A 26,246-nucleotide genomic window follows, 5' to 3' on the forward strand; every position below is an offset into this window, starting at 1 on the left:
AATGTGGCCTCCGTCTATGCAAGACAAGGTAAAGAAATAACATGGGCAGCATGCATCCCGTACAGGTGATCGCGGTGACCGGCGGCAAAGGTGGCGTCGGCAAAACTAACGTGTCAGTGAACTTGTCTCTGGCGCTGGCAGAGCTTGGCCGTCGGGTCATGCTGCTGGACGCCGATCTGGGACTGGCGAACGTCGACGTTCTGCTGGGCCTGACACCCAAACGCACTCTGGCCGATGTCATCGAAGGCCGCTGTGAGCTGCGCGACGTGCTGTTGCAGGGTCCCGGCGGGATCCGCATCGTACCGGCCGCGTCCGGCACGCAGAGCATGGTTCATCTGAGCCCGGCGCAACACGCCGGCCTGATTCAGGCCTTCAGTGACATCGGCGACAATCTCGACGTTCTGGTGATCGACACCGCTGCAGGTATTGGTGACTCGGTAGTCAGTTTCGTTCGCGCAGCGCAGGAAGTGTTGCTGGTGGTCTGCGATGAGCCAACCTCGATCACTGACGCTTACGCACTGATCAAACTGCTCAACCGCGATTACGGCATGAACCGCTTCCGCGTCCTCGCCAACATGGCGCAGAGCCCGCAAGAAGGTCGCAACCTGTTCGCCAAGTTGACCAAGGTCACGGATCGCTTCCTCGACGTCGCCTTACAATACGTCGGCGCCGTGCCTTACGACGAAAGCGTGCGCAAAGCGGTGCAGAAGCAACGCGCTGTCTATGAAGCCTTCCCGCGTTCCAAGTGCGCGCTGGCGTTCAAGGCCATCGCGCAAAAGGTCGACACCTGGCCGCTGCCCGCCAACCCGCGCGGCCACCTTGAGTTTTTTGTCGAGCGCCTCGTGCAGCAAACGGCAGGGCCCGTGCTATGACCGCTAGCGGTATGAATTACTACAAGAAGTCGGCACGCGACGCTCAGTACGAGCTGATCGAGCGTTACGCGCCACTGGTCAAACGCATTGCCTATCACTTGCTGGCGCGGTTGCCGGCGAGTGTGCAGGTTGAAGACCTGATCCAGGCCGGGATGATCGGCCTGCTTGAAGTCTCGACCAAATACGACGCCAGCAAAGGCGCCAGTTTCGAAACCTACGCGGGCATTCGAATCCGCGGCGCGATGCTCGACGAAGTGCGCAAAGGGGATTGGGCACCACGCTCGGTTCACCGCAATACCCGGATGGTCAGCGACGCAATTCGCTCAATTGAAGCTAAAACCGGCCGTGATGCTAAAGATCACGAAGTTGCGGCCGAACTCCAATTGAGTCTCGACGATTACTACGGGATTTTGAATGACACCTTGGGCAGTCGCCTGTTCAGTTTCGACGATCTGTTGCAGGACGGCGAACACGAAGGGCTGCACGAGGATGGCGCGAGTGCTCATCTTGAGCCGTCACGCGATCTGGAAGATGAACGCTTCCAGGCGGCGCTGGCGGACGCGATTGCCAATTTGCCGGAGCGTGAGCGACTGGTGTTGGCGCTGTACTACGACGAAGAGCTGAACCTCAAGGAAATCGGTGAAGTCCTTGGCGTCAGTGAATCGCGGGTCAGCCAGTTACACAGCCAGTGCGCGGCCCGTTTGCGGGGGCGTTTGGGGGAGTGGCGAGCGCGCTGAAGGCAGTGTGGGGACACTGCGAACGAGGCTGGTGCGGTGATGAACGGCACCGGTCTTGCTCTGTTGTGCTCCAGACAGTCTTCGAGTGCTGCGCCGATTGATTGAAGTGGCGCGTCCAGGTGCTGGGCGCGTTTAAGACTGCTTGGAGGTCGAATTGAACAAAGACATGAAAATCCTCATCGTTGATGACTTCTCAACGATGCGGCGGATCATCAAGAACCTGCTGCGTGATCTTGGGTTCACCAACACCGTCGAGGCTGACGATGGCACCACTGCCATTCCAGTGCTCAACAGCGGAAGCATCGACTTTCTGGTAACGGACTGGAACATGCCGGGCATGACCGGTATCGACCTGCTGCGTCACGTGCGTGCCGACGAAAAACTCAAGCACCTGCCGGTATTGATGGTGACTGCTGAAGCCAAGCGCGAGCAGATCATCGAAGCCGCTCAGGCCGGTGTGAACGGCTACGTCGTCAAACCTTTCACGGCTCAGGCGCTGAAAGACAAAATCGAGAAGATTTTCGAACGCATCGGCTGATGAACGCGCGGGGGAGCTATGGAGCATAAAGAATTTTCACAGGGCGATTTCGAGTCGACCCTGAAAAAACACGCGGTCGAACTGGTCGAGAGCCTTGAAAAAGGCAAGTTCGGCGACGCTGTGCAACTGATCCATGAGCTCAATCAGACCCGTGACCGCGGCCTGTATCAGGAAGTGGGCAAGCTCACACGCGAACTGCACAGTGCGATCGTCAATTTCCAGATCGATCCGCATATGCCGCAGGCCGAGGAAGTGTCGCAAATCACCGACGCCACCGAACGTCTGGGCTATGTGGTCAAGCTGACGGAAGCTGCGGCCAACCGCACCATGGATCTGGTGGAAAGCGCCACGCCGGTGGTCAATGGTCTGGCTGAAGAAGCCCAGGCTCTGAGCACGGATTGGGGCCGTTTCATGCGCCGCGAAGTCGGGGCTGAAGAGTTCCGCGAACTGGCGCGCCGGGTCGACGGTTTTCTGTCGCGCAGCCACACGGGCAACCGTGCGGTGTCGAGCAATCTCAACGACATTCTGCTGGCCCAGGATTACCAGGACCTCACCGGTCAGGTGATCAAACGCGTGACCCAACTGGTCACCGAAGTCGAAAGCAATTTGCTCAAACTCGTACTCATGGCCAGTCAGGTGGACCGCTTTGCGGGCATCGAACATGACCGCGCCGCGATGCTTGCAGAAAAAGATCCACAAAAACATCTCTCGCAGGGTGAAGGTCCGCAGATTCATGCCGATAAACGAGAAGACGTTGTGTCCGGTCAGGACGATGTGGACGATTTGTTATCCAGCCTTGGATTTTGAGTTTAGGTTTTTAGACCTGTTAGGAGCACCCCATTAATGAGCTTCGGCGCCGATGAAGAGATCCTTCAGGATTTCCTGGTTGAGGCCGGCGAGATTCTTGAGCAACTGTCCGAGCAACTGGTCGAGCTGGAAAGCCGACCGGATGACGCGGATCTGCTCAATGCAATTTTTCGCGGTTTCCACACTGTAAAAGGGGGCGCCGGCTTCCTTCAGCTCAATGAGCTGGTGGAGTGCTGTCACATCGCCGAAAACGTGTTCGACATCCTGCGCAAGGGTGAGCGTCGCGTTGATGCAGAACTGATGGACGTGGTGCTGGAAGCACTGGACGCGGTGAACAGCATGTTCACCGAGGTGCGTGAACGCGCACCGATCACCGCTGCAACGCCTGAGCTGCTGGCAGCGCTGGCACGTCTGGCCGAGCCGCAATCGGCGGATGCCGTCGCGGTCGAAGAAGTCGTTGAAGCGCCGGTCGCGGAAAGCGATTCGGGCGACATCACCGACAACGAATTTGAACAACTGCTGGACTCGCTGAATGCCGTCAAGGCACAAGCCGAAGCCCCGCCAGCGCCGGTGGCCGATAGCGCCGCCAGCGATGAAATCACCGACGCCGAATTCGAGTCGTTGCTGGATCAACTGCACGGCAAAGGCCAGTTCGCGCCGGACGCTGTAGCGGCGACGCCAGCGGCTCCCATTGCTCCGGCAGCGGGCGACAGCTCGGACATCACCGACGACGAATTTGAAGCGTTGCTCGATCAGTTGCACGGTAAAGGCAACTTCGCCGTCGAAGCGCTGGAGTCGGCGATTGCCTCGGCACCTGCGCCTGCTGCTCCAGCGGCCGCGGCTGCCGGCAGCGATTTGATCAGCGATCATGAATTCGAATCGCTGCTCGACGAATTGCACGGCAAAGGCAAGTTCACCGACGTCGGCGCCGCCTCTGCGGGCAGCGCTTCGACGGTGGCCACGCCAGTCGCCAAGGCTCCAGCCGCAGCGGCGCCGAAACCTGTCGCCAAGCCTGAGCCAAAAGCCGAAGCACCCAAAGCGGCTGCACCGGCTCCGGCCCGTGCACCGACAACACCGCCACCGGAAAAACCGGCGAGTGAAGCCGAGACCACCGTGCGCGTCGATACCGCACGTCTCGACGAAATCATGAACATGGTCGGCGAACTGGTACTGGTGCGTAACCGCTTGGTGCGCCTGGGCTTGAACAGCGGCGACGAAGCCATGCAAAAGGCTGTGTCGAACCTCGACGTGGTCACCGCTGACCTGCAAACCGCAGTGATGAAAACGCGGATGCAGCCGATCAAGAAAGTCTTCGGGCGCTTCCCGCGTCTGGTTCGCGACTTGGCCCGTCAGCTGAAAAAAGAGATCAACCTGGAGCTGGTCGGCGAAGAAACCGACCTCGACAAAAACCTCGTCGAGGCCCTGGCCGATCCGCTGGTCCACTTGGTGCGCAACGCGGTCGACCACGGCATCGAGTCGCCGGAAGAACGCGAAGCATCGGGCAAGGCCCGTGGCGGTCGTGTGGTGCTGGCCGCCGAGCAAGAGGGCGATCACATCCTGCTGTCGATTTCCGATGACGGCAAAGGCATGGATCCGAACGTGCTGCGCGCCATCGCGGTAAAACGCGGGGTGATGGACAAGGACGCGGCCGATCGCCTCAGCGATACCGAGTGCTACAACCTGATCTTCGCTCCGGGTTTCTCGACCAAGACCGAGATCTCCGACGTCTCCGGCCGCGGTGTCGGCATGGACGTGGTGAAGACCAAGATTTCCCAGCTCAACGGTTCGATCAACATCTACTCGACCAAGGGCCAGGGCTCGAAGATTGTCATCAAGGTGCCGCTGACGCTGGCGATCATGCCGACGTTGATGGTCATGCTCGGCAATCAGGCGTTCGCGTTCCCGCTGGTCAACGTCAACGAAATTTTCCACCTCGACCTGTCGACCACCAACGTCGTCGACGGCCAGGAAGTGGTGATCGTGCGGGACAAGGCGCTGCCACTGTTCTACCTCAAGCGCTGGCTGGTCAGCTCCGCCGCTCACGAAGAGCAGCGCGAAGGCCATGTGGTGATCCTTTCGGTGGGCACTCAGCGGATCGGCTTCGTCGTCGATCAACTGGTCGGCCAGGAAGAAGTGGTCATCAAGCCATTGGGCAAAATGCTGCAGGGCACTCCGGGCATGTCCGGCGCCACCATCACCGGTGACGGCCGCATCGCGCTGATTCTCGATGTTCCAAGCATGCTCAAGCGTTACGCCGCACGGCGTATTTGAATCCGGGGCGGCGGGGCGATCACGCTCCGCTGCACCTAATGGAGTGTTTATGGCAGTCAAAGTCCTGGTGGTGGACGATTCGGGTTTTTTCCGCCGCCGCGTCTCGGAAATTCTTTCAGCGGATCCGAGCATCCAGGTGGTCGGCACCGCCACCAACGGTAAAGAGGCCATCGATCAGGCACTGGCGCTCAAGCCGGACGTGATCACCATGGACTACGAGATGCCCATGATGGACGGCATCACGGCGGTGCGGCACATCATGCAGCGCTGCCCGACCCCGGTGTTGATGTTCTCCTCGCTGACCCACGAAGGCGCTCGGGTCACCCTCGATGCGCTGGACGCCGGCGCGGTGGATTTCCTGCCGAAGAATTTCGAAGACATCTCGCGCAATCCCGAGAAGGTCAAACAACTGCTGTGCGAAAAGGTGCACAGCATCTCGCGCAGTAATCGTCGTTTCAGTGCTTACAGTGCGCCGGCTCCAGTGGCTGCACCTGCGCCGACGCCTGCTCCGACTGCATCAAGCTTCAGTAGCCACAGCAGCAGCCACAGCACCAGCGCTGCGGTGCGTCCAGCGCCAGCGCCTGTGCATGCTCCGGTTGCAACCCGTGCACCGGCCGCCAGCGCTTCGTCGCCGGCACCGAAACGCAAGGCTTACAAACTGGTTGCCATCGGCACCTCGACGGGCGGTCCGGTTGCGCTACAACGGGTGTTGACTCAGTTGCCAGCGAACTTCCCGGCACCGATCGTGTTGATCCAGCACATGCCGGCGGCGTTCACCAAAGCGTTTGCCGAGCGTCTCGACAAACTCTGCCGCATCACCGTCAAGGAAGCCGAGGATGGCGACATCCTGCGTCCGGGGCTGGCGTTGCTGGCGCCGGGTGGCAAGCAAATGATGATCGACGGCCGTGGCGCGGTGAAGATTCTGCCGGGCGACGAGCGTCTGAATTACAAGCCGTGCGTGGACATCACGTTCGGCTCTGCGGCCAAGTCCTACGGTGACAAAGTTCTGGCGGTGGTGCTCACCGGCATGGGCGCTGACGGCCGTGAAGGCGCGCGTTTGCTCAAGCAGGGCGGCAGCTCGATCTGGGCGCAGGACGAAGCCAGTTGCGTGATCTACGGCATGCCGATGGCCATCGTCAAAGCTGACCTCGCCGACGCGGTGTACAGCCTGGACGAGATCGGCAAGCACATCGTCGAGGCGTGTATCTGATGGATGTTCTAAGCCTTATCGGGATCATCATGGCGTTCGTCGCCATCATCGGCGGCAACTACCTTGAAGGCGGCCACATCGGTGCGCTGGCCAACGGTCCTGCCGCGTTGATCGTCCTCGGCGGCACCGTCGGCGCGGCGCTGCTGCAATCGCCGATGAGCGCGTTCAAACGCGCCATGCAGATTCTGGCGTGGATTCTGTTTCCGCCCCGGGTTGATCTGGCCGGCGGCATCGACCGTGTCGTCAACTGGAGCCTCACCGCGCGCAAGGAAGGCCTGCTGGGTCTGGAAGGCGTGGCCGATGCTGAACCGGATAATTACTCGCGCAAAGGCCTGCAACTGCTGGTCGATGGCGCCGAGCCGGAAGCGATTCGCAGCATCCTCGAAGTGGATTTCTACACCCAGGAAGCGCGCGATATCGAAGCCGCGAAAGTCTTCGAAAGCATGGGCGGTTACGCGCCCACCATCGGCATCATCGGTGCGGTGATGGGCCTGATCCATGTCATGGGCAATCTGGCCGATCCGACGCAACTGGGCAGCGGTATCGCCGTGGCATTCGTCGCCACCATTTACGGTGTCGCCAGTGCCAACCTGGTGTTGTTGCCGGTGGCGGCCAAGCTGAAGGCAATCGCGTTGCGGCAGTCGCGTTATCGCGAAATGTTGTTGGAAGGGATCCTGTCGATCGCCGAAGGTGAAAACCCTCGCTCCATTGAGTTGAAGCTGCAAGGCTTCATGGATTAAGGGAATAACCTCATGGCTCGTCGTCGCCACCAGGAAGAACACGTCAACCACGAGCGCTGGCTGGTGTCCTACGCGGATTTCATCACCTTACTGTTCGCGTTCTTCGTGGTGATGTACTCGATTTCGTCGATCAACGAAGGCAAGTACAAAGAAATTTCCGAGGCGCTGGTCGGTGTTTTCAAAGACTCCGACCGCGCGCTCAAACCGATTCCGATCGGTGATGAGCGACCGAAAACCACCACTCCGGCCAAGCCGCTGGTCAAGGATGCCGAGCAGATTGATGCCGGTATCGCCGGGGCCAGCGATCCGCTGAAAAGCATCTCCGATGACATCAGCGCCGCGTTCGGCGACTTGATCGCGTCCAACCAGATGACCGTGCGCGGCAACGAGTTGTGGGTCGAGATCGAACTCAACTCCAGCCTGTTGTTCGGCAGCGGCGACGCCATGCCGAGTGACATCGCGTTCAACATCATCGACAAGGTTGCAGCGATTCTGAAACCGTTCGATAACCCGATTCACGTCGAAGGCTTCACCGATGATCAGCCGATCCGCACCGCGCAGTACCCGACCAACTGGGAACTGTCCTCGGCGCGTTCGGCGAGCATCGTGCGCATGCTGGCGATGCAGGGTGTGAACCCTGGCCGGTTGGCGTCGGTGGGTTACGGCGAATTTCAACCGGTGGCGAACAACGCCACCGTTGAGGGCCGCGCGAAGAATCGTCGGGTGGTGTTGGTGGTGTCGCGCAATCTCGATGTCCGCCGCAGCCTGACGGGCACCGGGACGGCCAATGCGCAACCGGACGCCGCGTTGAAGCGCGCTGGCACACAAACTGCACCGACCCCGGTCAAGACGCCGGGACGCGAGAGTGCCGTCAATTCTCCGTCACCCGCATTAACACGCTGAGCTATGTCTCGGTCGAGCATATCGGCCGGGAGGAACGAACCGAATGAGAGTCTGGGCAGTCGCCAATCAAAAGGGTGGTGTCGGTAAAACCACATCTTCCATCGCTTTAGCCGGGTTGCTGGCCGAGGCGGGCAAGCGCGTGGTTGTGGTCGATCTCGACCCGCACGGCTCGATGACCAGCTATTTCGGCTACGACCCCGACAGCCTGGAACACAGCAACTACGACCTGTTTCTGCACAAGGGCAGCGTGCCGCAAGGCCTGCCGGGGCAGTTGCTGTTGTCGACCAGTGACGAACGTATTTCGCTGTTGCCGTCGAGCACCGCACTGGCGACTCTTGAGCGGCAGTCGCCGGGGCAGAGTGGTCTCGGTCTGGTGATCGCCAAGAGTCTGGCGCAGCTGTGGCAGGACTTCGATTACGCGATCATCGACAGCCCGCCGTTGCTCGGTGTGCTGATGGTCAACGCGCTGGCCGCGAGTCAGCAACTGGTGATCCCGGTGCAGACCGAGCATCTGGCCGTCAAAGGCCTGGAGCGCATGGTCAACACGCTGGCGATGATCAACCGTTCACGCAAACAGGCGCTGCCGTTCAGTATTGTGCCGACGCTGTTTGATCGCCGTACGCAGGCGTCGCTGGGTACTTTGCGCGTGCTGCGCGATAAATTTCCGGAAGAGATCTGGCAAGGTTACATCCCGGTCGATACGCGTCTTCGTGACGCCAGCCGTGCCGGTGTCACGCCTTCGCAATTCGACGGCAAGAGCCGTGGCGTTCTCGCTTACCGCGCGCTGCTCAAGCATCTGCTGGCGCAGCAACTCGTCGCGCAGGTGGCCTGAATGACTTTGACTTGTGTAGGGGGCTGCGCATGAATCGGCCGGTGAAGCTGACTTCGCGTCCGCAGTTGGCGTTGCAGTCTTATCTGGAGGATTTACTCAATGATCTTCCCGAAGAACTGCCGGCGGTAGTCGAAGCGCAGCCTGAGGCGCTGGATGAGTTTCAGGCAGCCGTGCTGGAAGAGCAGGCGCGTGATGCGCAAAAGGCTGCCGCACCGGTTGCCGCACCTGCCGCAGCGCCTGTTGCCAAGGCCCCTGTGGCGTTGATTGAAGAAACGCGCGCGTCGGTTTCTACGTTGGCGTCGTTGCTGCAAACACAACTGCTCACAGTGCCGGAACCCACGGCGCCTGAGCCTGAGCCTGAAATTGAAGCGCCGGCGCCACAGACACTGATTCCGCCCGTGGTGGAAGTGCATCTACCGCCAAGCAACACGCCGCCACCGGTCGAGACCGATGGCCGCCCGGCGTGGGCCGCGGATGCGTTCGAATGCCTGCTGTTCGACGTTGCCGGGCTGACGCTGGCGGTGCCGCTGGTGTGCCTCGGTTCGATCTATTCGCTGGCCGGGCAAGAGCTGACGCCGCTGTTCGGTCAGCCGGAGTGGTTCCTCGGGATTCTGCCGAGCCAGGCCGGCAATTTGAAAGTCCTGGACACCGCGCGCTGGGTCATGCCGGATCGCTATCGCGATGACTTCCGTCAGGGCTTGCAGTACCTGATTTCGGTACAAGGTTACGAGTGGGGGCTGGCGGTGCACCAGGTCAGCCGCTCGTTGCGTCTGGATCCGAATGAAATCAAATGGAGAAGTCACCGGGGTCAGCGGCCATGGCTCGCCGGCACCGTGATTGAACACATGTGCGCCTTGCTCGATGTCGCTGCACTGGCCGAGTTGATCGCCAGCGGCGGGGCGAAGCACATGTCCGGCAGTAAGCCGAACCACAAACCGACATAACAGACAGTACCGGCGTACAAATGCCGGCGACGAAACATAAACCGCCACACGCGGTACTTCGAGGGGCTAGGGTATGAACGACAAGGCGACGGCGGCAAAGGGTTCTGAAGATCCGATCCTGCAATGGGTAACCTTCAAGCTGGACAACGAAACCTACGGCATCAACGTGATGCGCGTTCAGGAAGTGCTGCGCTACACCGAGATCGCTCCGGTGCCGGGCGCGCCGAGCTACGTGCTGGGCATCATCAACCTGCGCGGTAACGTCGTCACCGTGATCGACACCCGCCAGCGCTTCGGCCTGATGAATGCCGAGATCAGCGACAACACCCGCATCGTCATCATCGAAGCCGACAAGCAAGTCGTCGGGATCATGGTCGACAGCGTGGCCGAAGTGGTTTACCTGCGTCAGTCGGAAATCGAGACCGCGCCGAACGTCGGCAACGAAGAATCGGCCAAGTTTATCCAGGGCGTGTGCAACAAGAACGGCGAGCTGCTGATTCTGGTCGAACTGGACAAGATGATGAGCGAAGAAGAATGGTCGGATCTGGAGAACATCTGATTGATTCTTGAAGTCGCGGTCATTGTCCTGTTCCTCTTCTGGGCAGGCACGCTGGCAATGTTTCTGGCGTACATCAAGGCGCAGAAGCTAATCGCTGCGCAACAGGCCCAGGGCGATGCGCTGCGTGATCAGCGCATCAAAGACCTGGCCAAACGCGTCGACGACTACCAGAACGGCAACGTGCGCATGGGCGAAGCCCTGCACGAGCTGCGCTCGGTCGTCGCGCCGTTGCCGGACAAGCTTGTCGCACTGGAACAACGCGACCCGTCGAGCCTGTCATTCGCCCAAGCGGCGAAGCTGGTGGGGATGGGCGCGAGCGTTGATGAACTGACTCAGTCGTGCGGGTTGACCCAGGCTGAGGCGGAGTTGATGCGCAAACTGCACAAGAACTGATTGTCGTACCGGGATCGTTCCCACGCTCTGCGTGGGAATGCATCTTGGGACGCTCCGCGTTCCGCCTGTGAAATGTGACGCAGAGCGTCACGGGCGGCATTCCCACGCAGAGCGTGGGAACGATCAGTAATCATCCCCGCGATCGGTGATGTCCTTCTCCACCATCGGCGCCTCCGGATCTTGTCCTTCGGGGAATTTCCCCTTCAGATTCCACGCAAACGCGATGATCTCGGCGATCGTGCGGTACAGCTCCTCGGGGATGCTGTCACCCAATTCCATCCGCGCCAACAAGCGCACCAGCTCGGCGTTCTCGTAGATCGGCACTTCGCAGTCGCGGGCGATGCGCAGGATTTCTTCGGCCAGTTCGTCGTCACCTTTGGCGGTGAGCGTAGGGGCGTGGTTGCCGTCGTATTTGAGGGCGATGACCTGGCGTGGGGTGGTGGAATCGTTCATGCGGTTTCGTCGACCCAGCGGTGTTCGAGGCGGGTTTGGTTGCCTTGCGGCGGCGTGCCTTGGTGGCAGTCGATATCGCCGACGTTGAGTCCTCGATCGAGCAGGCGCTGGCGCAGGGCGAACAGGTTATTTTCGATCAGGTCGGCGGTGTAGGCCCGTTCGGCCCACAGTTGGCCGGACAGGCTGCCGGCGACCAGTTGCGCCTGAATCTGCATTGGCCCGAGCGGTTCCATGTCGAACGCCAGATCGACGCGCCACAGTTGCTGCTTGGGCTCGCGTTCGTCACGGCGTTCGTTCGGTTGCGGCTGCCGTTCCGGTGCCTCTTCACGCTGGAATTTGACCTGCAACGGCACGATGTCTTGCATATTTCGCATGGGGATTTCCAACTGCCAGGTGCTCAGCAGACGGCCGTCATCGGTGACACCGGTCTGTTCAAGACTCGACAGTTGATGGCTTTGCAGGCGCGACACAGCAGCGGCGGCGAGGCGCAGCAGATGCTCCAGATCGCCTTCGCCATCCAGGCTTTGCAGCAGGCGGTCGGGCAGGGGGAAGCTGCTCGGCACCGGTTTCGCGCTGACCTGGCCGAGGGTGCCGAGGGCGTTGCGGACGAAACTCGGCAGTGCTTGCGCCAAAGTGTTGGCCGCGATGATTGCGTTGAAACTGGCGTTGCCCGGCGCTCCCGGCGACAGTTGCGCGATCAGTTTGAGCAGATCGGCTTTGATGTCCGGGGTCAGGGTTGGGTTCTGCCCGGTGAGCAATTTGGCTTCGAGGAAGGCGCCGCTGTTGGCCAAGGCCAGCGCCACGCCTTTGGAGGTGGTCATTTGCTGCAGATCGGGGAGGCTGGCGAGCAGTTTATCGACCGCCGCGCGCAAGTCCGCTGAAGTCTGATCGTTATCCGCCGGCAGATTTTGCAGTGCATTCAGCAGACCGCTCAGAGACGCTTGGCGACTTTGCTGGCCGACCAGTTGCTGACTGACGGCCAGTTGTTCCTGCCGGCTGCTCAGGGGCAGGAATTTCAGGGTTTGCGCATCTTCCACCAACGCCGAGAGCAAGGTGCCGATGCGCAGCGGTTGCGGGCTGTCGATGGTCAGCGTGCTGCCGCTCTGCGCGGTGTTGAGCAAACTGACCAGCGAACGGAACACCGTCGCTTGCCCCGGTGTTTGCGGCAGTACCTGCGAAGTCAGGACTTTGCCTTGCAGCAACGTGCCCACGGGCAATTGCGACGTATCAATGCGGGTGAGGGCGGCGACGCTGCTGGCGATGGCCTGTTGCACGGTGATCGCCAGGTTGCCGGCCGAGGGTTGGGTGATCGCAATGCTGGTGCCTTGCAGCAATGGCAGATTGCTGGTCGTTTGCACGGTGGTCTGGCGGCCGCTGTCCAGCGTCACTTTGAGCAACAATTGAAAGGTCTGATCCGCCTGCTTCAGCGACAACACCTCGGCCTTGGCACTCTGGCCGGCGCCGATCAAGCCTTCGACCGGTGTCAGCAGCTTGAGCAGCTCACCGACCTGCGGGCGAGCAGTCGCCGGTGTGGCCTGCGGGAGCGGGAGGATGTTCATTTCGCCTGTCATACAGTGAAACAACCTTTAGAAAATGCACTCTGGGGAGTCGGGCACGCCATGTATAATGCCGCCCGTCTTGCGATTCGTTCAAAAAACATAGCAATTGTTTGACGCAGCTCTCTAGATCGAGCCGTCATTGCATTTATGCTGCATCTCTTTAACGGCCGCGCCAGAGCCGACTTGAACCGTATAAGGCCCGTGATCCCTTGACCAGTCCTGTCCTGCAAACTGTTGCCCTCGCGTGTGAACGTGACCTGCGGCTGCTCTTCGAGAATCTCGAATTGAGACTGGCCAGTGGCGATATGGTGCAAATCAGCGGTCCCAACGGCAGCGGTAAAACCAGTTTATTACGCCTGTTGGCCGGATTGATGCAGCCGACCGACGGTCAAGTCCTGCTCAACGGTTTGCCGCTGACTGAGCAACGCAGCGAACTGGCGCGCAACCTGTTGTGGATCGGCCATGCTGCCGGGATCAAGGATTTGCTGACCCCGGAAGAGAATCTCTCGTGGCTCTGCGCCCTGCATCATCCCGCCGAACGCGAGGCGATCTGGCAAGCGCTGGCAGCGGTAGGATTGCGCGGTTTCGAAGATGTTCCCTGCCACAGCTTGTCCGCCGGCCAGCAACGCCGCGTGGCGCTGGCGCGGTTGTATCTGGACAGTCCGCCGCTGTGGATTCTCGACGAGCCGTTCACCGCCCTCGATAAACAAGGCGTGGCGCAACTTGAAGAACATCTGGCCAACCATTGTGAACGTGGCGGTCTGGTGGTGTTGACCACGCACCACACGTTGAGCCGGATGCCGACCGGTTATCGCGATATCGATTTGGGGAACTGGGCAGTATGAGTGTCTTCGGCCTGCTGGTTGCCCGTGAATCGCGACTGCTGTTTCGCCGCCCGGCGGAGCTGGCCAATCCGCTGATTTTCTTCGCCATCGTCATCGCTTTGTTCCCGCTGGCCGTCGGCCCGGAAACTCAAGTGTTGCAAAACCTGTCCCCGGGGTTAGTCTGGGTGGCGGCGCTTTTGTCGGTCCTGCTCTCGCTGGACGGGCTTTTCCGCAGTGATTTCGAAGACGGATCCCTGGAACAGTGGGTCCTTTCGTCGCACCCCCTGCCACTACTGGTATTGGCCAAGGTGCTGGCACACTGGCTCTTCTCCGGTCTGGCACTGGTTTTGCTCTCACCCTTGCTGGCGTTGATGCTCGGTTTGCCTGCCGCGTGTCTGCCGGTTTTGTTGCTGTCGTTGTTGCTGGGTACACCGGTGCTGAGCTTGCTCGGCGCGGTGGGCGCGGCACTGACGGTCGGTTTGAAACGCGGCGGCCTGTTGTTGGCGCTGCTGATTCTGCCGTTGTACATCCCGGTATTGATCCTTGGCAGTGGCGCCTTGCAGGCCGCCCTCCAAGGCATGCCGGCGACCGGGTATCTGCTTTGGCTTGGTAGCCTGACCGCCCTGGCGATCACCCTGACACCTTTTGCAATAGCTGCTGGCCTGAAGATCAGCGTCGGCGAATAATGAGGTCTGATCAAAATTTGATCAGCAAAGACCCAAATGCCAGCTCACATCGATGAGCGGCACCCGTGATGGAAACAGTATGAACTGGACCTGGTTTCACAAGCTCGGCTCACCGAAGTGGTTCTACGGCATCAGCAGCAAGTTCTTGCCGTGGCTGAGCATCGCAGCGTTGCTGTTGATTGGCGTCGGCGTCGTTTGGGGCCTGGCCTTCGCGCCGCCGGACTACCAGCAAGGCAACAGCTTTCGCATCATCTATATCCACGTGCCTGCCGCGATGCTCGCGCAGTCGATCTACGTGATGCTGGCGGTGTGCGGCATTGTCGGTCTGGTGTGGAAGATGAAACTGGCTGACGTCGCGCTGCAATGCGCGGCGCCGATCGGTGCGTGGATGACCGCCGTGGCGCTGGTCACCGGGGCGATCTGGGGCAAACCGACCTGGGGTTCGTGGTGGGTCTGGGATGCGCGGCTGACCTCGATGCTGATTCTGCTGTTCCTGTATTTCGGCGTGATTGCGCTGGGCAATGCCATCAGCAATCGCGACAGCGCCGCCAAGGCCTGCGCGGTGCTGGCCATCGTCGGGGTGATCAACATCCCGATCATCAAATACTCGGTGGAGTGGTGGAACACCCTGCACCAGGGCGCGACCTTTACCCTCACCGAAAAACCGGCGATGCCGGCGGAGATGTGGCTGCCGCTGTTGCTGACGGTACTGGGTTTCTACTGTTTCTTCGGCGCCGTGCTGTTGCTGCGCATGCGCCTTGAAGTGCTCAAGCGCGAAGCCCGCGCCAGTTGGGTAAAAGAAGAAGTACAGAACAGTCTGGAGGCCGCTCGATGAGTTTTGCTTCATTCGGCGATTTTCTCGCCATGGGCCATCATGGCCTTTATGTCTGGTCGGCCTACGGCATCTGTCTGGCGGTACTGGCGCTTAACGTGGCGGCACCGATCCTGGCCCGCAAGCGGTATCTGCAACAAGAGGCGCGTCGTCTGCGCCGGGAGAACGGCAAGTGAATCCGCTGCGCAAGAAACGTCTGATCATCATTCTGGCCATTCTGGTCGGGGTCGGCGCTGCCGTCGGCCTGGCCCTTAGCGCCCTGCAGCAGAACATCAACTTGTTCTACACGCCGACGCAGATCGCCAACGGCGAAGCACCGCAAGACACACGCATCCGTGCCGGTGGCATGGTCGAGAAGGGCTCGCTGCAACGTTCGCCGGACTCGCTGGACGTCAAATTTGTTGTCACCGATTTCAACAAATCCGTGACCATCACCTATCGCGGCATCCTCCCGGATCTGTTCCGCGAAGGGCAGGGCATCGTGGCGCTGGGCAAGATCAACGCTGATGGCGTGGTCGTCGCCGATGAAGTGCTGGCCAAGCACGACGAGAAGTACATGCCGCCGGAAGTGACCAAAGCCTTGAAAGACAGCGGTCAATCCGCCCCAACACCTGCGAAGGAGGGTTGATCCATGACGTCGGCGATTTTTATTCCTGAGTTGGGCCATCTGGCGATGATTCTGGCGCTGTGTTTTGCGCTGGTGGAGGCCGTGGTGCCATTGATTGGCGCCTGGCGCGGTGACCGTTTCTGGATGAGTCTGGCCCAGCCGGCCGCGTGGGGGCAGTTTGCGTTTTTGCTGTTCGCCTTCGGCGCCTTGACCTACGCGTTCATGGTCGACGACTTCTCCGTCGCCTACGTGGCGAACAACTCGAATACCGCGTTGCCGTGGTATTACAAATTCAGCGCCGTGTGGGGTGCCCACGAAGGTTCGTTGCTGCTGTGGGCACTGATTCTTGGCGGCTGGACGTTCGCGGTGTCGGTGTTCTCCCGCCAGTTGCCGCAAGTCATGCTCGCCCGCGTGCTGGCGGTGATGGGCATGATCAGCACCGGTTTCCTGTTGTTCCTGATCCTCACGTCCAACCCGTTCAAACGCATCCTGCCGCAAATGCCGAGCAACGGCGCTGACCTCAACCCATTGCTGCAAGACATCGGCCTGATCGTTCACCCGCCGATGCTGTACATGGGTTATGTCGGTTTTTCGGTGGCCTTCGCTTTCGCCATCGCCGCGCTGATGGGCGGTCGACTGGATGCGGCGTGGGCGCGCTGGTCGCGTCCGTGGACGATCGTCGCCTGGGCCTTCCTCGGCATCGGCATCACCCTCGGTTCGTGGTGGGCGTATTACGAACTCGGCTGGGGCGGCTGGTGGTTCTGGGATCCGGTGGAAAACGCTTCCTTCATGCCTTGGCTGGTCGGCACCGCGCTGATCCACTCGCTGGCGGTCACGGAAAAACGTGGCGTGTTCAAGAGCTGGACGGTGTTGCTGGCGATTGCTGCGTTCTCGCTGAGCCTGCTCGGCACCTTCCTCGTGCGTTCCGGCGTGTTGACCTCGGTACACGCGTTCGCCTCCGATCCTGAACGCGGCGTGTTTATTCTGATCTTCCTGCTGTTTGTGGTCGGTGGATCGTTGACGCTGTTCGCCCTGCGCGCGCCAGTGGTCAAGAGCCAGGTTGGCTTCAACCTGTGGTCGCGGGAAACCCTGCTGCTGGGCAACAACCTGGTGCTGGTCGTGGCCGCGTCGATGATCCTGCTTGGCACCCTCTATCCGCTGATTCTCGATGCGATCAGCGGCGCCAAGCTGTCGGTCGGCCCGCCGTACTTCAACGCGCTGTTCATTCCTTTGATGGCGCTGTTGATGGTGGTGATGGCAATCGGCATGGTCGTGCGCTGGAAAGACACCCCGGTGAAATGGCTGGTGAACATGCTGACCCCGGTGTTGCTGGGTAGCGTGGTGCTGGCCGTGGTTGCCGGTATCGCTTACGGCGATTTCAACTGGGCGGTGATCGCGACCTTCCTGCTCGCCGCGTGGGTATTGCTCGCCGGTGTGCGCGACATTTTCGACAAGACTCGCCACAAAGGCCTGATCAAAGGCTTGCCGACCCTGACCCGCAGCTATTGGGGCATGCAGATCGCTCACCTCGGCATCGCGGTTTGCGCGTTGGGCGTGGTGTTGTCGAGTCAGAACAGTGCCGAGCGTGACCTGCGTCTGGCGCCGGGCGAGTCGATGGATCTGGCCGGTTATCACTTCGTCTTCGAAGGCGCCAAGCACTTCGAAGGGCCGAACTTCACGTCTGACAAAGGCACCATCCGCGTCATTCGCAATGGCAAGGAAATCAGCGTGCTGCACCCGGAAAAACGTCTGTACACCGTGCAGAACTCGGTGATGACCGAAGCCGGGATCGACGCCGGTTTCACTCGCGACCTTTACGTTGCCCTCGGCGAGCCGCTGGACAACGGTGCGTGGGCGGTTCGCGTACACGTCAAACCGTTCGTGCGCTGGATCTGGTTCGGCGGCTTGCTCACCGGTTTCGGTGGGTTGCTGGCGGCGCTCGATCGACGTTATCGGGTCAAGGTGAAATCCAAGGTGCGTGAAGCACTGGGCATGACGGGAGCGGCTGCATGAGACGTTGGTTGATGCTGGTGCCATTGGCGATTTTTCTGCTGGTGGCGGTGTTTCTGTATCGCGGTCTGTACCTTGATCCGTCGGAGCTGCCGTCGGCGATGATCAACAAGCCATTCCCGGAGTTTTCCCTGCCGAGCGTGCAGGGCGACAAGACCCTGACCAAGGCTGACATTCTTGGCAAACCGGCGCTGGTCAATGTGTGGGGCACCTGGTGCATTTCCTGCCGGGTCGAGCATCCGGTGCTGAACAAACTCGCCGAGCGTGGCGTGGTGATCTATGGGATTAACTACAAAGACACCAACGCCGATGCCTTGAAATGGTTGAGCGAATTTCACAATCCATACGCGCTGGATATCCGTGACGACGAAGGTTCGCTAGGTCTGAATCTCGGTGTGTACGGCGCGCCGGAAACCTTCTTCATCGACGCCAAGGGCATCATCCGCGACAAATACGTTGGCGTGATCGACGAGCAAGTCTGGCGCGAAAAACTCGCGGCCAAATATCAGGCGCTGGTCGATGAGGCCAAGCCATGAAGCGTTTTCTAGCTGCCGTGATATTGGGTTTGAGTCTGGTGGGCGTGGCCCACGCCGCGATCGACACCTACGAGTTTGCCAAAGAAGGCGATCGCGAGCGTTTCCGCGAACTGACCAAGGAACTGCGCTGCCCCAAGTGCCAGAACCAGGACATCGCTGACTCCAACGCACCGATTGCCGCTGACCTGCGCAAAGAGATTTTCCGCATGCTCGGCGAGGGCAAGGACAACCAGCAGATCATCGACTTCATGGTCGATCGCTACGGTGATTTCGTCCGCTACAAACCGGCACTCAACGCCAAGACCGCGCTGCTGTGGTTCGGCCCGGCCGGTTTGCTGCTCGGTGGTTTCGTGGTGATCGCGGTGATCGTCCGCCGTCGTCGCGGTCAACGCGCCGACACCCCGCAATCGCTGTCCACCGAAGAGCGTCAGCGCCTCGACCAACTGTTGGATAAAAACCAAGAATGATTGATTTCTGGCTTGCCGCAGGGCTGTTGCTTCTGGTCGCCCTGAGTTTCCTGCTGATCCCGGTTCTGCGTGAACGTCGCGCCCAGCGTGAAGAGGATCGTACTGCCCTGAACGTCGCGTTGTACGAGGAGCGAGTTGCCGAGTTGCAATCGCAACAGGCCGAAGGCGTGCTCGACGCGGCGCAAATGGACAGCGGTCGCGCGGAAGCAGCGCGTGAGTTGCTGGCCGATACCGAAGGGGTTGCGGCGCCACGGGTTTCCCGATTGGGCAAACCGTTGCCGCTGCTGGCCGCCGTGCTGGTTCCGGTGCTGGGGCTGGGCTTGTACATGCATTTCGGTGCCGTGGAAAAAGTCGAACTGACCCGCGAATTCGCCGAAGCACCGAAGTCGATGGAAGAGATGACCCAGCGTCTGGAGCGTGCTGTTGCCGCGCAACCGGATTCTGCTGAGGGCGTGTACTTCCTCGGCCGTACCTACATGGCTCAGGATCGTCCGGCGGACGCAGCGAAGATGTTCGAGCGCGCCGCCAATCTTGCCGGTCGGCAGCCGGAACTGCTCGGCCAGTGGGCGCAGGCGCAGTATTTTGCCGATGGCAAAAAGTGGTCGGACAAAATTCAGGCACTGACTGACGAAGCGTTGAAGGCTGATCCGAAAGAAGTCACCAGCCTCGGTCTGCTCGGCATCGCCGCGTTCGAAGGCGAGCGCTTTCAGCAAGCCATCGATTACTGGAACCGTCTGCTCGCGCAATTGCCGCCGGACGACAATTCCCGTGCCGCGCTGGAAGGCGGAATCAAGCGCGCTGCCGAACGTCTGGAAGCCAGCGGCGGCAAGGTCGCTGCGGCGCCCGCGCCGGCGAAAGCTGCGCTGTTGAAAGTCAGCGTTGATCTGGCCAGCGAGCTCAAAGGCAAAGTGCAACCGGGCGATAGCGTGTTCATCTTCGCCCGCGCCACCTCCGGCCCACCGGCACCGTTGGCCGCCAAGCGCCTGACCGTGGCGGATCTGCCGGTGACCGTCGAACTGGGCGATGCCGACGCAATGATGCCGCAGTTGAAACTGTCGAACTTCCCTGAAGTCCAACTGGTTGCGCGCGTGTCCCGTGCCGGCCAACCGACTGCCGGGGAATGGGTCGGTCGCAGCGGTCCTCTGGCCAGCAGCACCACCGCGCTACAAACACTGACCATCGACAGCCCGGACAAATAATCGGGCAAACAAGGAAAGCACCGCCATGCACACCATCGCCCGAATCACAGTCCTCACACTGGCCCTGGGCTTGAGTGCATGTGCGGTGCAACGCCCGGAACCGACGACCAACCTGCCGCCGATCCCGCCGTCGCAACCAAGCCCGACCCCATCGACCTCGCCAACGCCGGGCAAAAGCATCCCGGCGAAACCGGCAAAACCCGTCCCGCGCACCTCAGCCAGCTTCGCCCCACCGCCGGGCGGCAACAGCCACTGGGATCAGAAACTCGGCGTCTACGTCCTCGACGACCAGACCAACACCTTCTACCGCCAGCGCACCTACTACCGCTGGAACAACGGCTGGAGCCGCTCGATCAGCCCCAACGGCCCGTGGGAAGACACCAACATCCACGGCGTGCCACCGGGACTGGGCAAGCAGTTCGGGGAGTAAATGAAAACGGCGATCTTCGGATCGCCGTTTTTTTGTCTGCGTCATGCGCAAATCTTGAAGCGGCTCGAGAAACCCTGTGGGAGCGGGCTTGCTCGCGAAAGTGGCGTGTCAGGTTAGTAAAGGTCGACTGACACGACGCCTTCGCGAGCAAGCCCGCTCCCACAGGGGAGTTCTGATCGGAGATGCTTTTAATGCGATCAATCACATGTTGTAAAACAACCGGGCGTCGCTCTTATCGTTTATGTGTTTAAGTAAAAATAACTCTAGGGTTATTTATAAAAGGCCGGGGCAAGTTGGCAAAAGCAAAGGAGATCCGTAATGCAATACCCAATCTGCATCGAATGGGGCGACGAGAACACTGCCATCGGTATTCAGATCCCCGATATTCCTGGCGCCGTGACGGCCGGGGATAGCTTTGAAGATGCCTACAATGCGGCCGTTGAAATAGCGCACATCATGCTGCAGGAGATTGCAGCAGATGGCGACGCTATTCCCATGCCGACCTCTGCCTCGGCGCACCGTAATAACCCGGAGTTCGCCGAGATGGGCTGGGGCATGCTCGAGCTGGATATCTCGCCGTATCTGGGCAAGACCGAGAAGGTCAACGTGACGCTCCCCGGTTACGTGATTCAGCGCATTGATCGTTATGTGCGCGAACACAACGTCAAAAGCCGCTCCTCCTTTCTGGCGGATGCGGCAATGGAGAAGCTGGTGCGGTATTAACCGTCCTCGCTCCCTCAGGCCCGGTGAGTGACCTGTGGGAGCGAGCCTGCTCGCGAAGCTTTTGTAGCTACGCCGTGGCCAACGATCGCCCTTGCGAAGCACTCAAAAACCGCAGCAACGCCAACAACGGAAACACACTCCCCACAATCACGATCCACAACCAGCCGCCATGTTCATACACCGCACTGGCCACCGACGAGCCGAAGGCGCCGCCGATGAAGATGCTGGTCATGTACAGGGCGTTGAGGCGGCCACGGCTTTTTGCATCCAGCGAGTAGACCGCGCGTTGGCCGAGCACCATGTTCATTTGTACGCAGAAGTCGAGTACCACGCCGGTCACGGCCAGGCCGATGACGCTGTAGGCGGGGTGGATGAACGCGGGCAGGAAGCTCAGGCTGGCGAAGATCATGGCCAGCAGCGAGGCGATGCGAGTGTGGCCGGCGTCGGCCAGGCGCCCGCTGATCGGGGCGGCTATGGCACCGATGGCGCCGACCAGCGCGAAAATCGCGATCTCGCTTTGCGACAAACCATGGTTGCGCGCCAGTTCCAGCGGCACGGCCGTCCAGAACAGGCTGAACGTGGCGAACATGCAGCCCTGATAAAACGCACGTTGACGCAGCACCGGTTGTTGGCGCAGCAGCGTCCACAACGAGCCAAGCAGTTGGCCATACGTGGCGCTGTGATCCGGTTGGCGCTTGGGCACGGTCAGCGCCAACACCACGCTGATCGCCGCCATCAGTGCCGCAGCAATCATGAACATCGCCCGCCAGCCGAGGTGATCCGCAACCACGCTCGATACCGGTCGCGCCAACAGAATACCCAGCAACAAACCGCCCATGATCCCGCCGACCACACGGCCACGGGATTCTTCCGGAGCAAGATGCGCCGCCAGAGGAATCAGAATCTGCACCGATACCGAACTGAAACCCACCAGCAACGAGATCAGCAGAAACACATTGGGCTGATCGGTAAACGCCGCCGCCAACAGGCTGGCAATCGCCACCACGGTAGTGATGATCATCAACCGGCGGTTTTCCAGGAGATCCGCCAGCGGTACCAGAAAGAACAGGCCCAGCGCATAACCGATCTGCGTCAGCGAGACGATGAAACTGGCCATGGTGTCGCTCAGGCCAATGTCCGGTGCGATCAGACCGATGATTGGCTGCGCATAGTAGATGTTGGCAACGATGGCACCGCAGCAGAAGGCGAACAGCAGCACCATGCCTCGGGTCATTGCGTGAGTCGTGGCGGTCATAGGAGTTACTCGATCCAGCGAAAGGAATGCGGTGAGGCTAAGGGACAAACCGAACGGGCAGAAGCAGCCTTCGGTTGATATCAGTTATTACGTCGGGTAATGACGGCCGTGGTCATTCGGGGCGAACCTTGCGTCCGACCGTTGAGGGCTGATGATACATTCACTTACATCTTCTTCGATAGCGTGCTTATGTTTGCATCGGCTTGTTCCACGTAGATAACCGGAGGAATGCAATGTTTCGTCAGACGCTTCGCCACACCGCAACGATTGTCCTGATCAGCCTGCTCGGCGCCGCCAGCGTGCAGGCCGCCGACGCACCGGGCATGCGCCTCGGCGTGCGCGGCGAGATCACCGGGGTCAGCCCGGACAGCTTGAAAGTCCACGTCAACAGCGGCGAGAACGTGGTGATTCAGTTGACCGGCGACACCAAGGTTCGCGCCGTTACCCTGGCCAACATCGAAGACATCAAACCCGGCAGCTACATCGGCTCGGCAGCGATGCCGCAGGAAGACGGCACGCTCAAGGCGCTGGAAGTGCATGTGTTTCCACCGGAGCTGGCGGGGAGTGGCGATGGTCATCGACCGTTCGATCTGGCCAAGGGCAGCAGCATGACCAATGGCAGCGTCGGCGATCTGGTGGTGAGCAATGGGCGGGTGCTGACGGTGAACTACAAGGGTGGGCAGCAGAAGATTCTGGTGCCGGAGGATGTGCCGATTGTGAATCTGCTGCCGGGCGATCGGAGCTTGCTGAAAGTTGGGGTGAAGATTGTCACGTTCGTGACGCAGAGCGCGGATGGCACGCTGACCGCGCAATCCATCTCCGCCGGCAAGGATGGCCTGACCCCACCGATGTAATCGCCTAAACACAATCCCCCTGTAGGAGCTGCCGAAGGCTGCGATCTTTTGATCTTGCTTCTAAAACATCAAAGGCAAAAGATCGCAGCCTTCGGCAGCTCCTACAAGGGTAATCAGGTGTTACTGGCCGGTGTAGATCTGATCGAACACACCGCCGTCATTGAAGTGAGTCTTTTGCACGGTGCGCCAGTCACCGAAGGTCTTCTCAACCGAAAGGAAATCAACTTTCGGGAAACGATCGGTGTACTTCGCCAGCACCGCCGGATCACGCGGGCGCAGGTAGTTCGCTGCCGCAATCTCCTGACCTTCCGGCGACCACAGGTACTTCAGATACTCATCCGCCGCCGCCCGTGAACCTTTCTTGTCGACGACTTTATCAACCACGGAAACCGGTGGCTCAGCCTCAGCCGAAACGCTCGGGTAGATCACTTCAAACTGATCACGACCAAACTCGCGAGCAATCATTTCCGCTTCGTTTTCGAAGGTCACCAGCACGTCGCCGATCTGGTTGGTCATGAAGGTTGTGGTCGCGGCACGGCCACCGGTATCCAGCACTGGCGCTTGCTTGAACAGTTTGCCGACGAACGCTTTGGCCTTGTTCTCGTCGCCACCATTTTTCAGCACGTAACCCCAGGCCGACAGGTAGGTGTAGCGGCCGTTACCCGAGGTTTTCGGGTTCGGCACGATCACTTGCACGCCGTCCTTGAGCAGATCCGGCCAGTCTTTCAGGGCTTTCGGGTTGCCTTTGCGGACGATGAACACGGTGGCCGAGGTGAACGGCGCGCTGTTGTTCGGCAGACGGGTGACCCAGTTCTCCGGCACCAGTTTGCCGTTGTCTGCGAGGGCGTTGATGTCGGTGGCCATGTTCATGGTGATGACGTCAGCCGGCAGGCCATCGATCACCGAGCGCGCTTGCTTGCTCGAACCGCCGAAGGACATCTGCACGGTGATGTTTTCGTTGTGCTCGGCTTGCCAGTGTTTCTGGAACGCAGTGTTGTAGTCCTTGTAGAAATCGCGCATCACGTCGTAGGAAACGTTAAGCAGCGTCGGGGCTGCCTGAGCGATGTTGGCCAAGGCCAGGCCGGCGGCGAGAAGTGAGGCGCCAAAGAGTTTTTTCACTGCGCATTCCTTGTTGTTTGCGTATGTATCGGGGGAGTGATGTTCAATTGCCACTGACTATAACGGGGCGCGCATAGTCGCTTAAAGATTAAAAAGCTCTTTGCTTATTCCACTTTCTTGAATAGCTGATTGCCGCACCGCGAGCAGAACGCCGCGCCGTGTTCGTGGCTGTTTTTCTTGCACACCGGGCAGTCGTGCTGCAGCTGTTCACCGCGCATCGCATTGGCCAGTTCGGCGGTGAAAATACCGGTGGGCACGGCGATGATCGAGTAACCGGTGATCATCACCAGCGACGAAATCACCTGGCCCAGCGGCGTCTTCGGCACGATGTCGCCGAAGCCGACGGTGGTCAGTGTAACGATCGCCCAATAGATGCCTTTGGGAATGCTGGTGAAGCCATGCTCCGGGCCTTCGATCACGTACATCAGCGTGCCGAATACCGTCACCAGCGTGCAGACGCTGACCAGAAACACGACGATCTTCTGCTTGCTGCCGCGCAGCGCCGACATCAAATAGTTGGCTTGTTTGAGGTACGGGCTGAGCTTGAGCACGCGGAAAATCCGCAGCATGCGGATGATCCGAATGATCAGCAGGTACTGCGCATCGCTGTAATACAGCGCAAGGATGCCGGGCACGATCGCCAGTAAATCCACCAACCCGTAAAAACTGAAGGCGTAGCGCAGCGGCTTGGGTGAGCAATACAGACGCAGGATGTACTCGCCGAGAAAGATGATCGTGAAGCCCCACTCGATGTAGGCCAGCACGTTCGCGTAGTTCTGGTGAATGCTGTCGATGCTGTCGAGCATCACGATCACCAGACTGGCGAGGATGATCAACAGCAAAATGCCGTCGAAGCGACGCCCGGCGAGGGTGTCGCTCTGGAAAATCATGACGTAGAGCCGTTCGCGCCAATTGTTGCTGCTGTCCATGGAAAACGCCTGAATCAAAGATCAGCGCAGCCTAGGTTGATTCTCCCCGTGAGCGCAAGGCGCACGCTCGACCGACGCTTTGCCGAGCATCTGAATCCCGGCGCGGATCAGCCAGCCGGCGAGGATAAATGGCGCGGTCAAAGTGGCGAGGCCAACCGCTGCAAACAACGGCGTGACCAGCAGCGCGAGAACGATGCCGAGCAGCGGCAACCAAGGTTGTTGGCGTTGCGACGAGAAGGCGAGGGCGGCGAGCACGGCGTTGTAGCTGCCGATGCCGAGCAGCGCGACGCTGGTTTCGTGGTGCAGCAAACTGGAACCGAGGCCGATCGCCGACGCCAGCATCGCCCAGCAAAACGCGCGGCGATCCGCGACCAGCAAACCGATGGCGATCAATGCGCCGGCCAGTGGATGACCGAGAAACATCACCTGGCCGAGGCCCCGCAGTTCGGCGGCGAGCAGGTTCAGCGTGCTCATTTCGACGTGTGCCATCGGCGCCGACGGTTCGGCGAACAGCAGCAGAACCCAACTCATAGCCACGAACGGCGAGGTGTAGGCCGGAATCGATCGGCTGCTGTAGACATGTTTGAGCCACTGCTGCGTGACCATCGCGCTTAAGCCACCAGCAGCGAGGATCAGCGGCGGCAGCATCGGCGACCACGGGAAATACAGGCTCAGCAGCAGACCGAGCAAGATGCCGTTGTAGCTGAACAGTCCAGCCTGGCGATCAGCCTTGGCGTAATTGCGGCGTTGCGCGGTGAGCAATCCGGCGACGGCACCGAGCAGCGCCCCGGCGAACAACACCGGTGCGGTCAGCAGGATCGCCAACAGGCACAGCAGGCCGCACAGCGGATGGCGCTGGAGGAATATTTGACTGAAACCGTTGAGCAAAGCCTCGGCCCAGTCGGGGCAGTGGGTGTTGAAATGATTGGCAGGCATGGCAGTTCATTCGGTACTGAT

Annotated in this window: 30 protein-coding genes; 24 read left to right on the forward strand and 6 right to left on the reverse strand. The window is 60.3% G+C overall.

Annotation, left to right across the window (positions count from 1 at the left end):
* Nucleotides 1–41 precede the first annotated feature (41 nt).
* From fleN to GVL50_RS09745, 12 genes are all read left to right on the forward strand, one after another.
* Nucleotides 42–872 (forward strand): flagellar synthesis regulator FleN, encoded by an 831-nt coding sequence (fleN, locus tag GVL50_RS09690; protein WP_003222917.1) that lies wholly within the window; start codon nt 42–44, stop codon nt 870–872.
* Nucleotides 869–1,609: an RNA polymerase sigma factor FliA gene (gene fliA, locus GVL50_RS09695; protein WP_007920004.1), complete on the forward strand. Its 741-nt coding sequence runs from the start codon at nt 869–871 to the stop codon at nt 1,607–1,609. Before fleN ends, fliA begins: the two co-directional genes overlap by 4 nt.
* Nucleotides 1,610–1,775: 166 nt before the next feature.
* Nucleotides 1,776–2,147, forward strand: a complete 372-nt coding sequence (locus GVL50_RS09700) for a chemotaxis response regulator CheY (RefSeq protein WP_024012118.1) — start codon at nt 1,776–1,778, stop codon at nt 2,145–2,147.
* A gap of 18 nt (nt 2,148–2,165) precedes the next feature.
* Complete coding sequence (locus tag GVL50_RS09705; protein WP_053118398.1) at nt 2,166–2,954, forward strand: protein phosphatase CheZ; 789 nt, start codon at nt 2,166–2,168, stop codon at nt 2,952–2,954.
* Between the two features lie 36 nt (nt 2,955–2,990).
* Nucleotides 2,991–5,225: a chemotaxis protein CheA gene (locus GVL50_RS09710; protein ID WP_159812656.1), complete on the forward strand. Its 2,235-nt coding sequence runs from the start codon at nt 2,991–2,993 to the stop codon at nt 5,223–5,225.
* 49 nt (nt 5,226–5,274) lie between these two features.
* Nucleotides 5,275–6,435: a chemotaxis response regulator protein-glutamate methylesterase gene (locus GVL50_RS09715; RefSeq protein WP_159812658.1), complete on the forward strand. Its 1,161-nt coding sequence runs from the start codon at nt 5,275–5,277 to the stop codon at nt 6,433–6,435.
* Complete coding sequence (locus GVL50_RS09720; RefSeq protein ID WP_159812660.1) at nt 6,435–7,175, forward strand: flagellar motor protein; 741 nt, start codon at nt 6,435–6,437, stop codon at nt 7,173–7,175. Before GVL50_RS09715 ends, GVL50_RS09720 begins: the two co-directional genes overlap by 1 nt.
* A gap of 12 nt (nt 7,176–7,187) precedes the next feature.
* Entirely contained in the window at nt 7,188–8,078 is an 891-nt protein-coding gene (gene motD, locus GVL50_RS09725) for a flagellar motor protein MotD (RefSeq protein ID WP_053118407.1), read from the forward strand.
* 43 nt (nt 8,079–8,121) lie between these two features.
* On the forward strand, nt 8,122–8,910 hold the full coding sequence (locus GVL50_RS09730) for a ParA family protein (RefSeq protein ID WP_053118409.1): 789 nt from the start codon (nt 8,122–8,124) through the stop codon (nt 8,908–8,910).
* Nucleotides 8,911–8,939: 29 nt separating this feature from the next.
* Complete coding sequence (locus GVL50_RS09735; protein WP_159812662.1) at nt 8,940–9,854, forward strand: CheW domain-containing protein; 915 nt, start codon at nt 8,940–8,942, stop codon at nt 9,852–9,854.
* 73 nt (nt 9,855–9,927) lie between these two features.
* Nucleotides 9,928–10,413, forward strand: coding sequence for a chemotaxis protein CheW (locus GVL50_RS09740; protein ID WP_053118413.1), 486 nt, complete (start codon nt 9,928–9,930; stop codon nt 10,411–10,413).
* Entirely contained in the window at nt 10,414–10,806 is a 393-nt protein-coding gene (locus GVL50_RS09745) for a DUF2802 domain-containing protein (protein WP_159812664.1), read from the forward strand.
* A gap of 123 nt (nt 10,807–10,929) precedes the next feature.
* Here the strand turns inward: GVL50_RS09745 and GVL50_RS09750 are convergent, their stop codons facing one another.
* A complete protein-coding gene (locus GVL50_RS09750; RefSeq protein WP_159812666.1) occupies nt 10,930–11,259 on the reverse strand; it encodes an EscU/YscU/HrcU family type III secretion system export apparatus switch protein in 330 nt (109 codons plus the stop codon).
* The gene (locus GVL50_RS09755) at nt 11,256–12,830 is read right to left on the reverse strand and encodes a flagellar hook-length control protein FliK (protein ID WP_159812667.1); all 1,575 of its coding nucleotides are present in this window, start codon (nt 12,828–12,830) and stop codon (nt 11,256–11,258) included. The genes GVL50_RS09750 and GVL50_RS09755 overlap by 4 nt, the downstream gene beginning before the upstream one ends.
* A 197-nt stretch (nt 12,831–13,027) precedes the next feature.
* Between GVL50_RS09755 and ccmA the strand changes: the two genes are divergently transcribed.
* The 11 genes from ccmA (at nt 13,028) to GVL50_RS09810 (ending at nt 21,132) form a co-directional block, all read left to right on the forward strand.
* Complete coding sequence (gene ccmA / locus GVL50_RS09760; RefSeq protein ID WP_159812668.1) at nt 13,028–13,663, forward strand: cytochrome c biogenesis heme-transporting ATPase CcmA; 636 nt, start codon at nt 13,028–13,030, stop codon at nt 13,661–13,663.
* Nucleotides 13,660–14,328, forward strand: coding sequence for a heme exporter protein CcmB (gene ccmB / locus GVL50_RS09765; protein WP_007919970.1), 669 nt, complete (start codon nt 13,660–13,662; stop codon nt 14,326–14,328). The genes ccmA and ccmB overlap by 4 nt, the downstream gene beginning before the upstream one ends.
* 79 nt (nt 14,329–14,407) lie before the next feature.
* Nucleotides 14,408–15,163: a heme ABC transporter permease gene (locus tag GVL50_RS09770; RefSeq protein ID WP_053118423.1), complete on the forward strand. Its 756-nt coding sequence runs from the start codon at nt 14,408–14,410 to the stop codon at nt 15,161–15,163.
* Nucleotides 15,160–15,336: a heme exporter protein CcmD gene (ccmD, locus tag GVL50_RS09775; RefSeq protein ID WP_008055370.1), complete on the forward strand. Its 177-nt coding sequence runs from the start codon at nt 15,160–15,162 to the stop codon at nt 15,334–15,336. The genes GVL50_RS09770 and ccmD overlap by 4 nt, the downstream gene beginning before the upstream one ends.
* Complete coding sequence (gene ccmE, locus GVL50_RS09780; protein ID WP_053118425.1) at nt 15,333–15,788, forward strand: cytochrome c maturation protein CcmE; 456 nt, start codon at nt 15,333–15,335, stop codon at nt 15,786–15,788. The genes ccmD and ccmE overlap by 4 nt, the downstream gene beginning before the upstream one ends.
* A 3-nt stretch (nt 15,789–15,791) precedes the next feature.
* Complete coding sequence (locus GVL50_RS09785) at nt 15,792–17,780, forward strand: heme lyase CcmF/NrfE family subunit (protein WP_159812670.1); 1,989 nt, start codon at nt 15,792–15,794, stop codon at nt 17,778–17,780.
* Nucleotides 17,777–18,313: a DsbE family thiol:disulfide interchange protein gene (locus GVL50_RS09790; RefSeq protein ID WP_053118429.1), complete on the forward strand. Its 537-nt coding sequence runs from the start codon at nt 17,777–17,779 to the stop codon at nt 18,311–18,313. The genes GVL50_RS09785 and GVL50_RS09790 overlap by 4 nt, the downstream gene beginning before the upstream one ends.
* Nucleotides 18,310–18,780, forward strand: a complete 471-nt coding sequence (locus tag GVL50_RS09795) for a cytochrome c-type biogenesis protein (RefSeq protein ID WP_159812672.1) — start codon at nt 18,310–18,312, stop codon at nt 18,778–18,780. Before GVL50_RS09790 ends, GVL50_RS09795 begins: the two co-directional genes overlap by 4 nt.
* Nucleotides 18,777–19,979 carry a c-type cytochrome biogenesis protein CcmI gene (gene ccmI / locus GVL50_RS09800; RefSeq protein WP_053118433.1) on the forward strand — a complete coding sequence of 401 codons (1,203 nt, stop codon included), beginning with the start codon at nt 18,777–18,779 and terminating at the stop codon, nt 19,977–19,979. The genes GVL50_RS09795 and ccmI overlap by 4 nt, the downstream gene beginning before the upstream one ends.
* A gap of 25 nt (nt 19,980–20,004) precedes the next feature.
* Nucleotides 20,005–20,409, forward strand: coding sequence for a hypothetical protein (locus tag GVL50_RS09805; protein ID WP_053118435.1), 405 nt, complete (start codon nt 20,005–20,007; stop codon nt 20,407–20,409).
* Between the two features lie 318 nt (nt 20,410–20,727).
* Nucleotides 20,728–21,132, forward strand: a complete 405-nt coding sequence (locus GVL50_RS09810; RefSeq protein ID WP_053118443.1) for a type II toxin-antitoxin system HicB family antitoxin — start codon at nt 20,728–20,730, stop codon at nt 21,130–21,132.
* 67 nt (nt 21,133–21,199) lie between these two features.
* Here the strand turns inward: GVL50_RS09810 and GVL50_RS09815 are convergent, their stop codons facing one another.
* On the reverse strand, nt 21,200–22,387 hold the full coding sequence (locus tag GVL50_RS09815) for an MFS transporter (protein WP_053118445.1): 1,188 nt from the start codon (nt 22,385–22,387) through the stop codon (nt 21,200–21,202).
* Nucleotides 22,388–22,620: 233 nt separating this feature from the next.
* Here GVL50_RS09815 and GVL50_RS09820 point away from each other — a divergent pair, with 233 nt between their 5' ends.
* The gene (locus GVL50_RS09820; protein ID WP_159812674.1) at nt 22,621–23,241 is read left to right on the forward strand and encodes a DUF5666 domain-containing protein; all 621 of its coding nucleotides are present in this window, start codon (nt 22,621–22,623) and stop codon (nt 23,239–23,241) included.
* A gap of 120 nt (nt 23,242–23,361) precedes the next feature.
* Here the strand turns inward: GVL50_RS09820 and GVL50_RS09825 are convergent, their stop codons facing one another.
* The 3 genes from GVL50_RS09825 to GVL50_RS09835 all read right to left on the reverse strand — a co-directional run bounded on the left by GVL50_RS09825 (nt 23,362) and on the right by GVL50_RS09835 (nt 26,225).
* Nucleotides 23,362–24,360, reverse strand: a complete 999-nt coding sequence (locus tag GVL50_RS09825) for a sulfate ABC transporter substrate-binding protein (RefSeq protein ID WP_053118449.1) — start codon at nt 24,358–24,360, stop codon at nt 23,362–23,364.
* 104 nt (nt 24,361–24,464) lie between these two features.
* Nucleotides 24,465–25,289, reverse strand: coding sequence for an ion transporter (locus GVL50_RS09830; protein ID WP_159812675.1), 825 nt, complete (start codon nt 25,287–25,289; stop codon nt 24,465–24,467).
* Between the two features lie 21 nt (nt 25,290–25,310).
* On the reverse strand, nt 25,311–26,225 hold the full coding sequence (locus tag GVL50_RS09835; RefSeq protein ID WP_159812677.1) for an urea transporter: 915 nt from the start codon (nt 26,223–26,225) through the stop codon (nt 25,311–25,313).
* Between the last annotated feature and the right edge of the window lie 21 nt (nt 26,226–26,246).

It is taken from the genome of Pseudomonas sp. 18058, from assembly GCF_902706155.1.
In the GTDB taxonomy this organism is placed as follows: Bacteria; Pseudomonadota; Gammaproteobacteria; order Pseudomonadales; family Pseudomonadaceae; genus Aquipseudomonas; species Aquipseudomonas rustica.